Origin of the sequence: Xenorhabdus yunnanensis, assembly GCF_028598805.1 — a bacterium.
GTDB classification, from domain to species: domain Bacteria; phylum Pseudomonadota; class Gammaproteobacteria; order Enterobacterales; family Enterobacteriaceae; genus Xenorhabdus; species Xenorhabdus yunnanensis.
Window position 1 is genome coordinate 1 of the sequence record NZ_JAQRFI010000059.1, and the last position, 18,566, is coordinate 18,566.

General features: G+C 50.3%; 3 protein-coding genes. All 3 read left to right on the forward strand.

Going from position 1 to position 18,566, the window contains the following annotated elements; translation table 11 throughout:
• Positions 1-358: phosphopantetheine-binding protein (locus PSI23_RS17980; RefSeq protein WP_273556363.1), on the forward strand; the 358-nt coding region annotated here is incomplete at its 5' end.
• Positions 359-368: 10 nt separating this feature from the next.
• Positions 369-13,373, forward strand: coding sequence for a non-ribosomal peptide synthetase (locus PSI23_RS17985; RefSeq protein WP_273556364.1), 13,005 nt, complete (start codon positions 369-371; stop codon positions 13,371-13,373).
• Positions 13,374-13,393: 20 nt separating this feature from the next.
• A partial coding sequence (locus PSI23_RS17990; RefSeq protein ID WP_273556365.1) for a non-ribosomal peptide synthetase occupies positions 13,394-18,566 on the forward strand: 5,173 nt, incomplete at its 3' end.

Consider the following 18,566-nt stretch of genomic DNA (forward strand, 5'->3'; position numbering starts at 1 on the left):
GCCCTCGCTGCCACGCCTGCCGAACGGCAAACTAAACCGTCGGGATTTGCCGGAGCCAGAGCGCTTGAGCACGCCCCGCTATGTTGCGCCGGAAGGCGAGCTGGAAGAGGTGCTGGCGGAGCTGTGGGTGGAACTGCTTGGGGTGGAGCGAGTCAGTCGTGATGACAACTTCTTTGCTCTGGGAGGGCATTCGCTGTTAGCGCTGAAATTGCGTAATCACATCCAGCAGACCTTTGCTGTCTCTATCGAGCTTGCCCACCTGTTTGATTATGCCGATCTGTCCTCAATGGCTAACCATATTTTATTACTCATCGTGGCTGACGCTGATGAATACCGTGAATTTTCCGAAAATATTTAAGAGGTTTTTTATGGAAAAGCGTAACCGTTTTATCCGAACATTGAATAAAGATGAGCAAGAAAAGTTACGCGCAGAAGCTAAAGCTCGTGGCTTGAGCCAACGGTCTTCTTCACTCCCCAAACTCGAACCTCTGTCATCTGGTGAGCTACTGGTCAGCGACGCACAAAAAAGCCTGTGGTTTTTATCACGCTTGAATCCAAACAGCAGTGCCTATCATATTTCGACGGCGTTACAGTTACAGGGAGAGCTGCAAATTACGGCCTTGCAGCGCAGTCTTAATCAGCTTTTTGCACGCCACCAAAGTTTACGCAGTACGTTTGTTTCCCCACAAGGGCAAGTACAGTTGGTTTTGTTGCCGGAAGAGCATGGAATTAGCTTAACGCAGCACGATTTACGCGATCAGGGTGAAGAGACATGCCAAACCTTGATCAGGACGCTTATCGAATGCCCCTTTGAATTGGGCCAGCAATCGCTTATACGTGCGGATTTACTGCAAATTGATGAACATGAGTGGTTGTTGGTCTTAGTTCAACATCATATGATCACGGATGGTTGGTCGATTGGCCAGCAGCTCAGCGAGTTGTTTCACGATTATCGTTATTTCCTGGGTAAAGAGAGTCACCTGACTCCCGCGCCAGCGCTGCAATATAACGACTACGTCGCCTGGCAGCGGCAACAGCGACGGACTTCCGAATGGAAAATACACCGGGATTATTGGCGAGAGACTTTAACCGGTGTCCCCGCTTTATTAACTCTCCCCTATGATCGTCCGCGTCCTCAGCAGCAGAGCCATGAAGGGGATTATGTCAATTTCTCGCTAAGCAGCGATCTCGTCGGGCGGTTGAAAGCCTTTAGTCAGCAGCGGGAGGCAACGTTATTTATGAGCCTACTGGCAGGTTGGGGAGGGTTGCTGTCACGCCTGGCCGATCAGCGAGATTTGGTTATCGGGCTGCCTTCTGCCAACCGTCAAGATGACGCGTTACAACACAGCGTAGGCTATTTTGCTAATACGTTGGCGCTACGCGTTGAACTTGATGAAGACATCACAGCTGAGCAATTGTTAACACATGTCAAAAGTCGATTACTTGACGCGCAAAAGCATCAGGCACTGCCTTTTGAACAAGTGATTGATGCACTGAACCCCGTGCGCAGCCTGAGCTATACACCGGTGTTTCAAACGCTGATTAACTGGCAAAGCCTGACTGCAGAGGATTTATCCTCTGAACAGTTGTCTGTTAGCAACATTTCTTGCCAGCTGCCAGTGCAACAAATCAAATTTGATTTAGAACTCCAATTGCAGGAAACCGCGGAAGGTATCAGTGCTCAACTGGGGTTTGCCAATGCCTTATTTGATCGCGAAACCATTGAACGTTATAGCGGCTATTATTGCCGCTTACTGGAGGCGATGGTTAACGCTCCAGATCTGGCTGTGGCGCGCTTGCCATTACTTGCCGATACCGAGCAGCAGCAATTGTTGCACGCTTTCAATGACACCGAGCAGCCTTATCCACAAGAGAGCTGCATCCATCAACTGTTTGAACGTCAGGTGCTGTCGACGCCTGATTTACCAGCCGTTCGCTTTGATGAGCAAACGCTAAATTACCGCCAGCTTAATCAACAGGCGAACCAGTTAGCGCAGAGCTTGATCGAAAAAGGCGTCGGCCCTGAGATGGTGGTTGCACTTTGTGCTGAACGCGGGATTGCATTAGTGGTCGCGATTCTGGCAATAGCTAAAGCGGGGGGCGCGTATCTTCCTCTTGATCCTGACTATCCGGTAGAACGGCTCGCGTTAATGCTGGATGATGCGCGCCCCACCTTATTGTTAGCCGATCAGATAGGTTCTCATATTTTGTCTGACGTACTACCAACAGGGGTGAGCGTACTTAATTTATCAAACCTGCCACTCGATGCGCAGCATGTCGATAATCCTGTCGTCGATGGGCTTTCACCCGATAATCTTGCTTATCTCATCTATACATCGGGTTCTACCGGGCGTCCTAAAGGGGTCTTAAATCAACATGGGGCGCTGGTTAATCGTATTTATTGGATGCAGCAAGCCTATGGGCTCAATGAACAGGATGTTGTATTACAAAAAACGCCGTTCAGTTTTGATGTCTCGGTATGGGAGTTTTTCTGGCCATTGATCACCGGGGCCTGTTTGCAGGTTGCCCGTCCTGGAGGCCATAAAGATACCGGGTATCTGGTGGAGCTCATCAAAAGTGCACAGATAAGTACGTTGCACTTTGTGCCCTCGATGTTAGGCCTGCTTTTAACCCATCCTCAGATAGCTGAATGCCAAAGTATCAAGCGCATCATTTGCAGTGGTGAAGCGTTATCTGCTGCCCATGTCAAATTGTGCCAGCAATTATTGCCTGCTGCGGAAATTTATAATTTATATGGCCCAACCGAGGCGGCGATTGATGTCACTGCCTGGCGCTGCCCAACGAATTTTGCTGACGATCAAGTTCCTATTGGCAAACCGATAGCCAATACACAACTGTATATTCTTGACCGTTATCTGGCGCCAGTTCCATTGGGTGCGGCGGGTGAACTCTACATCGGCGGACGAGGCGTGGCTCGTGGTTACTTGAATCGGCCAGAGCTGACGGCTGAACGTTTTATCCAGTCTCCATTCAGCGATGCTCAAAACGCACGGTTGTACCGTACCGGTGATGTGGCGCGTTACCAGCGTGATGGCACTTTGCTCTATCTCGGACGAAATGATCATCAGGTGAAGCTGCGTGGTTTCCGGATCGAGTTAGGTGAAATAGAAGCCCATCTTGAGGCCCTGCCTGAGATAAAAGCGGCACGGGTTTTAATGCGAGAAGATCGCCCTGGCGATCAGCGAATTGTGGCCTATGTGGTACCCGAAAACGCAGGTTCAACACCAGATATTGCCACCTTGCGTCAAATATTGACCGCGAAATTGCCTGAATACATGGTTCCTTCGGCCTTTGTCACCTTAACGGCGTTCCCTTTGACCAGCAATGGCAAACTGGATCGCAATGCACTCCCTGAGCCACAAAGCAGTGCTTACAGCCATGAAGGTGAAGAGGCGCCTGTAGGGAAATTGGAAATACAGATCGCTGAGATCTGGTCATCATTGTTAGGCATTGACGATATTAGCCGTCACGATAACTTCTTCGCGTTGGGCGGCCACTCACTGTTGGCGATACAAGTTATTGAGGAGCTTCGGCAGCAGCATATTCTGGCGGATATTAATCATCTGTTTAATTCCCCGAGTCTGTGTGAATTTGCCGCGACTTTGGGTAGCGATGTCATTGAAACGCAGAGTGTAGAGGAACCTGTAAAAGAGTCTGTCGTCGGTATTGCCCCTGATGCCATGGTGATTAGCCCTGATATGTTGCCGTTGATTGAACTCAATCAGCAGGCTATTGATCAAATTTGCCAATCGGTGGATGGCGGAGTCGCCAATATTCAGGATATTTATGCCTTATCACCATTGCAGGACGGCATGGTGTTCCACCATCTGCTAGAAGGCGATGGCGATCCTTATCTGCAGGTGAATCAGCTGGCGTTTACTGATAAATCGTTACTGAATCGTTTTATCCAGGCCCTGCAACAGGTGGTGAACCGACATGATATTTTACGGACGACCATTGCCAGCCAGGTGACACCGGCAGCGCAAGTCGTGTGGCGTAAAGCGGAACTGCAGATACAAGAAATACAGTTAGATGCCCAGGATGGGCTGATCAGTGAACAACTGCGTCAACGTTTTAATCCCCGTAAAATGCGCATGGCCTTGGATCAGCCGCCCTTATTAAAGCTGGTCATTGCGCAAGACGAACCGAATAATCGCTGGATCCTGCTACAGCTGATCCATCACCTGATCGGCGATCACTACACACTTGAACAAATCCTGCATGAAGTTGCATTAATCATGGCAGGGCGTGCCCAAGAGTTGAAACCCGCCATTCCTTATCGCCAACTGATTGAGCGCTTGACGTTAACCGATCGCAGTGAACAGCAGCGCCGCTATTTTCAGCAGCAGTTAGCGGATATTGATGAACCTTCTCTGGCTTATGGTCAGAACGATATTATGGGTTCAGGCAGTGACGTAGAAGACAGCTATTATCCGCTGCCTGCAGAATTGAACCAGCGTTTGCGAACACAGGCTCGTCGGATGGGGGTGAGCCTCGCTAGCTTATGCCATCTGGCTTGGGGCAGAGTGCTGGCGGCAACCAGCAGTGTTGAGAAAACCGTGTTCGGCACCGTGCTATTTGGGCGTATGGCTATTCAGCCGCAAAATGGCAGCGCATTAGGGCTATTCATTAATACTTTGCCGCTGCGCGTAGACATCGATCAGCGCGGTATTGAACAAGCGGCCAAAGACACCCATCAGTCTTTGCTGACCCTGCTTCAGTATGAAAACACGCCTTTGGTGCTGGCCCAGCAGTGCAGTGGAGTTGCTGCTCCGACGCCATTATTCAATACGTTGTTAAACTATCGCCATAACACTTCGGGTATGGACAACCTACAGGATAGCGGCCTCTTGGCGGGCATCCAGCCGCTGGATGAGAAAGAACGAACCAACTATCCGATCGTGGTGGCGGTTGAGGATACCGGTGAGAGCCTGGCGCTGACGGTACAAGCACGTAAACCGATTGTGGCGCAAGATCTTTGCCTTTATATGAGCCACGTATTGCACGCGGTTGCCGATGCCCTGGAACACCATCCTGAACAAGCCTTGCATACATTGCCTGTATTACCTCTTGAGCGACAACAGCAGTTGTTGCAGAACAGCGAGGCGGCATCCCTGGCGTTGGGGGAGCATGGCAATATTGTCGAGTTGTTTGAAGCTCAGGAAAAACGTGCGCCACAGGCGATAGCCCTGAAATCTGGCCCAGAGAGTTTGAGTTATCAGCAACTTAATCAGCGTGCTAATCAGCTTGCGCACCATCTTATCGCTCAGGGAGCGGGGCCAGGGAAGATCGTAGCGTTGTGTACTGCTCGTGGCATACCTATGGTCATCGGGCTGTTAGCGATTCTTAAATCTGGTTCGGCTTACTTGCCATTGGATGCTGATTATCCGAGTGAGCGCCTGGCCTATATCCTGAATGACGCTGAGCCGTTGTTGTTAATCGCCGACAGGCAGGGAGATAACGCACTAGGCGCGCAGGCTCCTCAGGTGGGGCGTATCAATCTGGATGAGGTATGGCAATCTGGTGCGCTGACTGAGGGGCACAATCCTGTCGTGTCGTTGGCAGCGCAAAATCTGGCTTACCTGATCTATACCTCGGGCTCTACCGGGAAGCCTAAAGGTGTCTGTGTGAGCCATGACAACTTGCTCAATCATACCTTGTGGCAACACCAGGCTTTTGCTTTGAGTGCCGATGACTATTTCATACAGCGAACGTCGATTAGTTTTGATGCCTCGGTTTGGGAACTTTGGACACCGCTGGCACTGGGGGCACCTCTGTACATTGTCCCCGGTGAGATAATGCGTGATCTGCCTGCGTTGGTTGACCTGATCGTACATGAGCGCATCAGTGTACTTCAGGTCGTCCCTTCTCTGCTCAGTGGCCTGGAAAACCTTGAAGCGTTAAGTAATGGTGCGCTGCGCTATATATTCTGTGGTGGCGAGCCGCTTTCAGGAGCACTAGTCAATCGTCTGTTACCGTTGGTCAAAGAGGCGGTTGTTAACCTCTATGGTCCAACAGAGACAACCATTGATGCCACCTTTAACCTGCTGAGGCAGCCTGTTGCCGACAATAATACCGTGGCGATCGGTTGTACGATCGCCAATACCCGGATCTATCTGTTAGATAGCCAACAGCAGCTTGTTCCTGAAGGTGCTGTTGGCGAAATCTATATTGCCGGGCGTGGTGTGACTCAGGGTTACCATCAACACAGCGCACTGACAGCCGAGCGCTTCTTTATTGACAAATTTGCCGATCGGGTCAGCGGAGAACGGATGTATCGTTCCGGCGACCTGGCTCGTCGGCAGGCAGATGGCAATTTACAGTTCATTGGTCGTGTTGATCAGCAGGTAAAAGTACGTGGGTATCGTATTGAACCGGGAGAAATTGAACATCATTTAGCTGATTTGCCAGGCGTACATGAGGCCGTCGTGACTCTGTACGAAGACACGGCAGGGCAATCGCAGCTTGTTGCTTATATAAGACCGATAGCAAACCAAACCCTGGAGGGAGGGGAGTTACGAGCCGAGTTGCACCAGCGTTTACCGCGCCACATGATTCCTTCGTTATTTGTGACCGTTCCCGAGTGGCCACGTTTGCCTAATGGCAAACTGAACCGCGCAGCACTGCCAAAACCGCAAGATGCTTTACTTTCATCACGTTACGAGGCGCCGCAAAATCCATCAGAAGTCGCGTTAGCGGGCATCTGGTGCTCTTTACTGAATCTCTCTGAGGTCGGGCGCCAGGATGATTTCTTTGCCTTAGGCGGCCATTCTCTGTTGCTGGTGCGTTTACTCAACAGGATTGTTGAGCAAGGTTATCCGGCCCCCGCTCTAAATGATTTTTTCCAAAATCCGTTGCTGGCTGATATGGCCAGGTTAATCGATAGCACCCCGACGCAGGCCTCCAGCTATACGCCAATACCGTTGCTACCGACAAACCATGCTGCGCCATTATCTTATTTTCAACAGCGGATGTGGTTTATCCAGCAGCTGGAACCGGACAATCCAGCGTTGAATATTCCTGGCGTATTACGTTTACGTGGCGATCTCAATGTTGAAGCCTTGCAGCAGAGCCTGAATCGACTCTTTGCCCGCCACAGTGTCTTGCGTACCGCTTTTGTACTGCAAGATGGGCAGCCTGTGACTTCGTTACTGCCTGTCGACGCAGGTATTACGCTAGTCCAAACCGATTTACGTCGGTCAGAGGATGTGGAGCAGGCCGTTGCGAATTTAACGCAACAGGTGCTTAGACAACCTTTCGATCTCACACAAGGGCTGCTTTGGCGTGCACATCTGATCTGTGTGGCAGAACAGCATTGGCAGTTGTTGTTGGTGTTACATCACAGCATTAGTGATGCTTGGTCGACGCAAATCTTGTTGCAAGAATTAGAGGCTTTCTATAACGCCGAACTGAATCATAGGACGCCGGAACTGGCAGCGCTAACGGTGCAATATGGTGATTATGCCGCATGGCAACGCAGCCAATTAGAGGAGGAAGAAACCAGCCAAAAACTTGAAAAATATTGGTTGGAGCAATTGGCTGATTTACCGCCGGTGATGGCATTAGCAGAATCTCTTCCTCGGCCCGAGCGGCTCAGTGGGCGGGCGGGTAGCGTACCTGTGACATTGCTTCCTGAGTTAACGAAAGCATTGCGCGCCTTGAGTCAACGCCAGGGGGGCACGCTTTTTATGACTCTGTTGGGGACTTGGGCATTGCTGCTATCGCGTTTATCCAATCAGCAGGATCTGATCGTGGGCATCCACAGTGCTAACCGAACGCATCCGCAAACTGAAGCGTTAGTCGGTCCTCTGATTAATAGCCTTGCACTACGTTTTTCCCTTTCTGATGAGCTCAATGTGAGTCAATGGTTAGATGAGACTCGCAGGATTCTGCTCAATGCACAGATGCACCAGGAACTGCCTTTTGAACGGGTGGTTGAAGTGGTGAACCCCACGCGCAGCATGAACCATACGCCGTTATTCCAGGTTGCATTTAATTGGCATGCACAGGGAACAGCGACGCCTGCATTTGCAGGTGTTGAAGTTCAAAATATAACGCTAACGCTGCCGACGACTAAATATGACTTAACGCTACAACTCCAGGATCATGGCGCCCAAATTGAAGGCTCGCTTGATTTTAATGCTGACCTGTTCACGACGGAAACCATAGAGCGTTATCGTGGCTACTTGTTGTTATTGCTGGAACAGATGCATACGGATGCACAGCACCCCGTTTCACAGCTGAACCTGCTGTCAGTGAGTGAGCAACAGGCCCTGTTACGACAGGGAACAGGCCCGATCGAGCCAATAGATGAATGTGGGTTACATCAGCTATTTGAGGCACAAGCTAAATTAACGCCAGAGACGTTAGCTGTTGTCGCAGAAGATCAAACCCTGAGTTATCGCCAACTTAACGAACGTGCCAACCAGCTGGCTCACCATCTGGCCAGCCTTGGTGTCACTGCGGGTGATGCAGTGGCGATTTGCGTTGGACGAAATAGTTGGATGCCGATTGCCATATTAGCGGTGCTTAAGGCAGGGGCGGCTTATGTGCCACTGGATCCTGTCTATGCCAGTGAGCGACTACAGGGCATTATTGACGACGCACAACCTAAGCTGGTACTTGGGGATAGCGAAGGCCTACAAACCATTGGTCATTTCCCGGCTAATGCTCAGGTATTACTGGCTTCTGACCGTGAGTGGCTGGCAAGCCCAACGACAGCACTCAGCCTGAGTGGGAAACCGTTCTCCTCGCTTAGCTTGGCTTATATTCTTTATACCTCCGGCTCCACAGGCCGGCCAAAAGGCGTCATGGTTAAGCACCGCAGTGCGGTCAACTTCTGGCAAGCGTTACGTGGAGGGATATATCAGCCCCTCCCTGCCGGGTCACGGATTGCGCTTAATGCTTCGTTTTCTTTCGACATGTCGCTTAAAGGCCTCACACAACTGCTGAGTGGACACACCCTGGTGCTTATTCAGCAGACGACTCGAACATCGGGTAAGGCCCTCCTCAAGTTCCTGCATGAGCAGAAGATTGATGGACTCGATACCACACCATCACAGTTGTCGTTGTTGATCGACGCAGGGCTACTGGAGCAGCCGTTGCCTCGAACCTTGCGCTTACTGATCGGCGGTGAAGCTATCTCACCTAAGTTGTGGCAACAGCTCTATAGCTGCTCACATCTTGAGTGCATAAATATGTATGGTCCGACTGAAGCCACCGTTGATGTCACCATAGGGCCCATTACCAGAGAAAACAGGCAGGCCCATATCGGGGTGCCTATTCGCAATGCCCGTGTTTATATTCTGGATAAATATCGTCGCTGTGTGCCACAAGGAAGTGAAGGTGAACTCTATTTGGCGGGGGCCGGTGTCGCTAACGGCTACCTAAATCAGCCGCAGCTCACCAGTGAGCGCTTTATCGCTGATCCTTTTAGTGATGATGAAAACGCTGTGATGTACCGTACCGGCGATCTGGGGCGGTTCCTGGCGGATGGCAAGCTTGAATACCTGGGGCGTAATGACTCACAGATCAAGTTGCGTGGTTTCCGTATTGAACCTGGCGAAATCGAAGCCAAGATCGTTGAGTTACCTCAGATACGTGAGGCCGTGGTGCTGGTGCGAGGAGAAACCGCGGCAGATCAAAGACTGGTGGCTTATTTTACCAGTCTGCATACCGTCGATGATCTTCCTGCGCTGCGTCGAGAGATTTTTCAAACGCTACAAACGGTTTTACCTGCTTATATGGTACCGGCTGCTTTTGTTTATCTGCCTGAATTTAAACAAACAGTTAACGGTAAATTGGACTACCGAGCATTACCAGAACCCGATGCTAGTGCACTGGTCACGGATGATTTTGAAGCCTTGCAAACACGAGAAGAACATATTCTCGCCGCTATTTGGCAATCGTTATTTAACATTGAGGCGATTGGTCGCAAAGATGATTTCTTCCGGTTAGGGGGGCATTCATTATTAGCCGTTCAAATGATCGAGAATCTGCGCAAACAAGGATGGCAATTGGCGATACAAACGCTGTTTACGACGCCGACTTTGGAAAAATTAGCGAAAACGCTATGCCGAAGCGAGAAGTTGTCTGTGCCTGCTAACCCAATTACTTTGCAAAGCCAGCACATTACGCCGGATATGCTACCGCTCATTGATCTCACGGCCGAAGATATTGACACCATTGTGGCGCGTGTTGAGGGTGGGGTAAGCAATATTCAGGATATCTATGCCTTATCCCCCCTTCAAGACGGCATTTTATTCCACCATCTTCTGGCTAAAGAGGGTGACCCCTATCTGCAGCGCAGTGTGCTCGGATTTGCCAGCCTGCATGAGCTACAAAGCTACTTGTCCGCCTTTAAAAAAGTGGTTAAACGCCATGACATTCTGCGTACGGCTATCGTCTGGCAGGGGTTGAGTCAACCGGCACAAGTTGTTTGGAGGGAAATTACGCTGGATATTCGAGAGGTTAGCCTATCAGCTCAAGATGGTGATATTGCCGAACAGCTGTTCGAGCTTGCCGACCCTCGTCGCGATCGAATGTCACTGGAATCCGCCCCATTAATGCAATTTGTGTGCTGTGAGGATAGCGTTAACCAGCGCTGGCTCTTGCTGCAACGTGTACACCATTTGATCTGTGATCACGGCACAATGATGCAAGTAGCGCAAGAAGTTGATTTCATTATGCAGGGGCAAGAGGCTCGTCTTACGCCAGCCGGTGCATTCCGAGATCTGATCGCACAGACCTATCAGCAGGAAAATAAGCACGCACATGAAGCTTTTTTCCGTGAACAGTTGGCGGATATTAGCGAACCCACGTTGCCTTTTGGTCTAGATAATGTCTATCTCGATGGTGGCCAAATACAGGAGTTTCATTTACGGCTTTCGGCGGAGTTAAACGCGCGCTTACGTCACTTATCTCGACAGGCCGGAGCAAGTCTTGCCAGTCTATTCCATTTGGCTTGGGCTAGGGTTATTGCGGCAACCAGTGGTCAGCAAACGGTGGTATTCGGCACGGTTCTGCTTGGGAAAATGAGCATTAACGCGGCGGCGACAGACGGCTTGGGAATGTTCATCAATACGCTACCTATACGTGTTGATATCCATGATGATAATACGTTAACCGCGTTACTTAAAACCCAACAAAGTCTCGCGCAGCTTTTACAGCACGAACATGCTTCCCTTGCTTTGGCTCAGCAGTGCAGTGGCCTACCGGGCAATATCCCGCTTTTTAGTTCATTGCTTAACTATCGCCATAATCAGCATGAAAAAACGGAAACCCGCACAGGCCCATTGGAGATGGTTAAATGGGTGAAGGGAGAGGAACGATCCAACTATCCACTCACCCTGTCTGTTGAAGATTATGGTGACGAATTAGGCCTGAGTGTGCAGGTGATTGAACCTATTGCGCCACAGCGTATCTGTTTAATGATTCAAGAGGCGCTGAGCAGCATTGCTGATGCATTAGAGTCTAATTCGCAACGGGCGATTGCTAATCTCAATGTGCTACCAGCACAAGAGTGGCAACAGTGTCTTTATGATTATAACCAAACCGATATTGACTATCCGCGACACCTTGGTGTGCAACAGCATTTTGAACAGCAAGTGACGCTTTCCCCGAATGCGATTGCCATCATTGAAGGGGAACAGCAGCTTAGCTATAAAGACCTAAATGAACAGGCTAACCGTCTGGCGCACTATCTACGGGTGAATGGTTGGGGAACCGGTGATGCTATCGCTGTGTTGTGCGAACGCTCGATCATTCAGGTAGTAGCACAGCTGGCTATCAGTAAGGTCGGGGCGTGTATTGTACCGCTTGACCCACAAGCATTACCCGCACGGCAACGTTATATGCTGCAGGATAGCCAGGTTCGCTTGCTCCTTACGCAGGAACCATATCTGGGCGAAGGATTTGGCACATTACCGTATGCGTTACTTGATCAACTCTCGTTAGCGGAATTTTCTATCAATAACTTACCTGTTAGCACGGATGTGGAAGCCCCGTTGTACGTGCTATATACCTCAGGTTCAACGGGAGAGCCAAAAGGCGTTCTAATCCCTCATCGGGCGATAAACAATCTGATAACCCACTGCACTTATATCGACATTGAATCGGATGATCGTCTGGCCTATGAGGTGAATCCGGCATTCGATACGGTCTTATTTGAACTTTGGGGTGCACTGATTAATGGCGCCGCGATGGTGGTGATCGATAACGAAACTAAGTTAGATCCGCAGAAACTGGCGCAGGCGATAGCACAGCATCACATCACTATTTTGTGGCAAACATCCGGTCTGTTCACCTCGATGGTCTCATTGATGGCTGATCATTATCACTCGCTGAAAGCGCTTATGGTGGGAGGGGATGTTGTTGATCCAAGCGCCATTCAACAGGTGATAAAAGGAGGAGCACCGAAGTACATCCTTAATGGCTATGGCCCGACGGAATGCACCACCTTCGCTACCTTTTATCGCGTGCCAACCGAGCGCATAACAGAGAAACCACTGCCTATAGGTAAACCGATTAATAATACGCAAATTTATCTCCTTGATACCAGCCAACAGCCGGTGCCGTTGGGGGCGGTGGGTGAAATCTGTATTGGCGGTGACGGTGTTTCACTCGGCTATCTGAACTTACCTGAGGCAACGGCAGAGCGCTTTATTCCTGACCCTTTCCGCTCTGGAGGACGTATCTATCGGACTGGCGATTATGGCCGTTGGAATGACGAGGGAGAATTGCTATTCCTCGGTCGTAAAGATCATATGCTGAAAATCCGCGGCTTCCGCGTTGAACTGGGCGAAATAGAAGCGCAACTCATGAAAGTTGCCTCTATACAGCAAGCCGTGGTGCTGCCTCTGACCAAAGATGATCGTGAAGCGCAACTCGTAGCGTATTACACCTGTGCTGACGGGCATGACTACCAACCTAGAGAAGTACGCGAAGCACTGGTTGAACATCTGCCTGATTATATGCTGCCTGCTGCCTACATCAACGTGCCTGGCTTCACTATCACACTCAACGGCAAGATAAATCGGCGTGACTTACCGGTGCCTACCTCGGCTGATTTTATTAGTACCGCCTATGAAGCTCCGCACTCCGGAATGGAAGAGGCGATAGCCGCGCTATGGATAGAGCTGCTGTCGGTGAAACAAGTCGGACGTCACGACAGTTTCTTCTCCTTAGGAGGGCATTCGCTACTCGCTATCCGCCTACTTGGCCGCCTCAAGAAAACATTTGGCCTCACGATCAGCTTGAGCACCTTATTTGATAACAGCACGTTAGCCGGTTTTTCGGAACAGCTTTTACTCGAAGCTGTCGCCAAAAAAATGGCCACGAGCAACGCCAATTAAGTTTTTTAAGGACATAGATTATGGATCTACTTAAATCAATTCTAGATAACCTAAGTTCTGAAGAGATTACACGTTTGCAGGCTGCCAGCGTTGACCGCCCTTCCGTTCCGGTGAGTAAAGAGGTGCCTTTACCGACACCTCGGCAGGTTGATGAACCATTGCAGTTGTCATTCTCACAGCAACGCTTATGGTTTCTTGAACAGTTGAGTGAGGACAATACTTCTTACCATATTCGCAGTGCCTTACGTATTGAAGGCGCATTAGATGCTGAGGCATTGCAAAAGAGTCTCAATGAACTGTTTGCGCGCCATGAAAGCCTGAGGAGTATTTTCCCGGACGAACAAGGTGAACCGCGGTTACAGCTGCTGCCTTCTGATACAGGACTGCCGCTACAGCAATATGATTTACGCGGCTTGCCTAATATTCAGCAACAGTGCCAAGACAAAATCGATGACGAACTAAATACGTCATTCGATCTGAGCAAAGGGCCATTACTGCGCGTGACCTTGATCCGCCTAGCAGAGCAGGAGTGGTTATTCTTGTTGATACAGCATCATATCATTTCGGATGGCTGGTCAATGGGAGTAATGACCGAAGAGTTGACTGATTTATACCAAAGCTATCTGCTGGGAAGCGCTAGTGCATTGCCGAAGTTGCCTTTGCAATACCCAGACTATGCTATTTGGCAGCAGCAAGAGCTCAATGAGCAAGCACAGCAGGAGCATATTGATTATTGGAACAAGCAGCTGACTGGTGCACCTGCGCTTTTATCCTTACCGACCGATCATCCACGGCAAGCGATCCTCACGCAGCACGGAGACTTCTTCACACTGCAAATGCCGCCGGCGCTACAACAACACTTGAAACAGTTTGCTTTACAACAGGAAACGACCGTTTTCACATTATTATTGGCGGTTTGGACTGCGCTATTATCACGGCTTTCTGGTCAAGATGATCTGGTTATCGGTATTCCCAGCGCGAACCGTCCTTACCCTGAATTAGAGCGCTTGATTGGCTTTTTTGTTAACACATTGGCCTTGCGTTTTGATCTCTCCGACGATCCTGACTTAGAGACATTGCTAAAACGCACTCGCAGAGTGTCTTTAGAAGCGCAACAACATCAGCAGTTACCTTTTGAGAAAGTCGTAGAGCTGATTAATCCTGAGCGCAGTACTCGCCATACACCGCTGTTTCAGGTGATGTTTAGCTGGCAGGCGAAAAATAATGAGCAGCAACTGCAGTGGCCTGATGTCAGGTTACAGCACTATCCGCTCGACAATGCCTACAGTAAATTTGATCTAGAGCTACAGCTTAGCGAGAGCGAGACAGGTATCACCGGAGGTGTGAGATATTCAACGGCGCTATTTGAACGTGCCACCATCGAGCGTTATATGGGGTATTTTCTGCGCTTGCTGGAAACTGCATTGACCGCGCCGAAGCAACCACTTTCGACCTGCGCGCTATTGACGGCCGAGGAAACCCGGCAACAGCTTTACGATTTCAATGATACCAGACAGCCTTACCCTGAAAATGTCTGTATCCATCAGCTTTTTGAGCAGCAGGTTAGTAAGACGCCCGAGGCCATTGCGCTCCGTTATCATGACCTCAGCCTGAGCTATCAAGAGCTAGAGAGACAATCCAATCAACTGGCACATTATCTTATCCGGCACGGGGTTAAACCTGATACCCCGGTTGCGCTTTGTGCCGATCGTAGCCTGATGATGGTGGTCGCGATCCTCGCGATTAATAAAGCTGGGGGGGCTTATGTTCCCTTTGATCCTGACTACCCGCAGGAACGTCTGGGTTGGATGCTTGAGGATGCTGCGCCCTCTGTAGTGTTGATGGATAGAGCGGGAAGTGAGGTGTTACGTTCACTCGCTACGAATGGGGTGATGCTGGTCGATTTAGAGACTCCTGCTGTCTGGCAAGATGAAGACGATTGTCGCCCCCAAATTAATGGATTAACGCCGTCAAACCTGGCTTATATCATCTATACATCGGGATCGACCGGCAAACCTAAAGGCGTGTTAAATCAGCATGGAGCTCTGGTGAACCGCATTCACTGGATGCAGCAGGCATTACAGCTCTCATCTGACGATATTGTCTTGCAGAAAACACCGTTTAGTTTTGATGTTTCCGTGTGGGAGTTCTTCTGGCCGTTATTAACGGGTGCCTGTCTATCGATTGCAGAGCCAGAGGGGCATAAAGATCCTGACTATCTGGTGGCGCAAATCACGGCACAGCAGCTGACGACATTGCATTTTGTGCCTTCCATGCTGAGCTTATTGTTAGAGCACCCTCAGGTCAGTCACTGCACCAGTTTGAAGCAAATCTTTTGTAGCGGAGAAGCCTTACCGGCTGCCTTACTCAAAAAGTGCCAAACCTTGTTACCTCATACTCAAGTTCACAATCTGTATGGGCCTACTGAGGCCGCCATTGATGTCACTTTCTGGACTGCTCCGCCAGCCTGGCAGGAAAGCCAGGTCCCGATAGGGAAACCTATCGCGAATACGCAAATTTATCTATTAGATCCTCATTTGCAACCCGTACCGCTCGGAACCGCTGGGGAGATCTATATCGGTGGTGTGGGGGTGGCGCGCGGTTATCTCAACCGAGCAGAGTTGAATCAGCAGCGTTTTATTCCCGATCCTTTCAGCGAAAACCCAGAAGCACGGCTTTACCGGACGGGGGATTTTGGGCGTTTTCAATCAGATGGAACCTTGCATTACCTCGGCCGTAATGACAATCAGGTGAAGCTACGCGGTTTACGCATTGAGCTGGGCGAAATTGAAGCCAGCTTGAACCGCTTGCCTGAGATCAAAGAGGCTGCAGTGATCGCTCGTGAAGATATTCCCGGTGATATTCGCCTGGCGGCTTATCTGGTAACAGAAGAAGCGGAGGCAGAGTTGAATATTGCCCATCTCCGTGAGGCACTGGCACTTAGCTTGCCAGAATATATGCTGCCATCGGCATTTGTCGTACTTCCTGCCTTCCCACTGAGCAATAATGGCAAGCTTGAGCGTAAGGCGTTGCCTGTACCCAATGAGACAGCCTACCTGCGTGCGGAGCAGAAACCGCCACGTGACGGTATAGAGCAAGAGTTGGCGCAGATTTGGCAGCAACTGCTGGCTGTTGACGAGATTGGGCGGCACGATGATTTTTTTGCGTTGGGCGGTCATTCACTGCTGATGGTTCGTTTACGGACGCAAATACAAGAAAAACTGGGGCTAAAGCTGGCACTGACGACGCTCTTGCTCCATAGCACACTGGCTGATCAGGCTGCCCAGTGCCTTTCTTCGTCTATAAACGCCTCTGATGAACTCGCATTATTGCCTGTTTCCCGTCAGGGAAAACTACTGCCTTCGCTTGCTCAACAGCGACTCTGGTTTTTGTCACAAACCGAGCAGGGCAATTTGGCCTATAACATGCCGGTGGTCATGACCTTAACGGGCGCTTTAAACAGTGAAGCATTGGCGGCCAGTCTAAATTTGCTTTTTGCTCGCCATGAGAGTCTACGCACGTACTTCCGTGAAGAGGAAGGGCAACTTCTTATTCGGTTGTTACCTGCGGAGCAAGGTATGCCGTTGCAACAATATGATCTGCGGCAAGAAGCGGATCCCGATGCGCTGGCAAGCGACTATTTACAGACCGAACTCTCGCAACCCTTCTCTCTCTCCAATGGGCCATTGATCCGTGCTCTGTTGGCCCGATTGTCGGATGAGCGTTGGTTGTTTGCCTTAAATCAACATCACACGATTTCTGATGGTTGGTCGTTGGATATTATCGCCCGTGAGTTGAGTGCGGCGTATCAAGCGCAAATACAAAATGATGTGCAGCAACTTCCACCATTAGAAATTCAATACCCTGATTTTGCTCATTGGCAGCGTGCATCTCTGGTCGGAGATAAGCTCAATACACAACTTAGCTATTGGCAGCGGAAACTTGCCGGCATACCTGAACTGCTGTTATTACCCACCGATCGTCCTCGCCCTAAGCAGCAGGATTTTAGCGGTAATGTCTATCACTTTGCGTTAGATAAAGAACTTAGCCAACAGGTCATGCAGTGCAGTAAACGCCACGGTGTAACGGCTTTTACTTTCCTGATCAGTGCGTGGGCCGTTTTGCTGTCGCGCTTGTCCGGACATGGCGACATTTTGATCGGGACGCCTACGGCCGGTCGTAATCAGGCAGAATTAGAATGCATCATCGGTCTTTTTATCAACACGCTAGTGTTACGTTTTGATATTACAGAACCTCTTTCAGTGCATGAGTTGCTGAGGCGTAATCATCAATTGCTACTGGAGGCTCAGGAACATCAGGAATTGCCGTTCGATAAGCTGGTAGAGGTCGTGAATCCTGAGCGTAATATTGCCTACACACCAATTTTCCAGGTTATCTTCAACTGGCAGCAAGGTGCAGGGCAACAACTGACGCTACCTGGAGTGAATGTTCAGCATTATCAAAGTAGTAGCAACCGGATTAAGGTTGACCTTGAACTGAACCTTTTCGAGGACGGAGGACAGATCCGTGGGAGTTTCAACTATGCAACGGCTTTGTTCGACCCAGCAACGCTCGCGCGTTGGTCGCAATACTATACGCAGCTATTAACAGGGATGGTTGCAGAGCGTGATGCCATTGTTAACCGTATTAGCCTGTATACGGAACAGCAAGCTCAGGCGTGGCAACAATCCTTCAAAACGGATGCCATCGCTATAGATCCTACTACGCCTTCCATCGTGGCGCAGTTCGAGTCACGGGCCGCCAGTACGCCAGATGCCATTGCCCTGCACTCCCCGCAGGGCACCCTAAATTATCGCGACCTGAATGAGCAAGCCAACCAGCTAGCACACCACCTGCAAACCCTCGGCGTGGAGGCCAACAGCCGGGTGGCGATTTGTGTGGCGCGAGGCCTGCCGATGGTTGTCGCGCTGCTGGCGATATTCAAAGCCGGAGGGGCTTATGTTCCGCTGGATGCCGATTATCCGGTAGAGCGCCTGGGCTATATTCTGGCGGATGCCGCCCCCCGTCTTCTGATTGAAGACAGCTATGGTCACCAGGCGTTAAGCCAGGCAGAGGCCCTACCTGAGGTGAGACGTTTACGGTTAGATGCCGACGAACCGGCCTGGCACGATGCGGCCAGGAGCAATCCGGTTGCGACGGTGGGTGCCAATAACCTTGCCTATATGATTTACA

Bases quoted from the DNA above. Each gene is read 5' to 3' on its own strand.
- PSI23_RS17985 (WP_273556364.1), top strand. From the start codon at position 369: ATGGAAAAGCGTAACCGTTTTATCCGAACATTGAATAAAGATGAGCAA.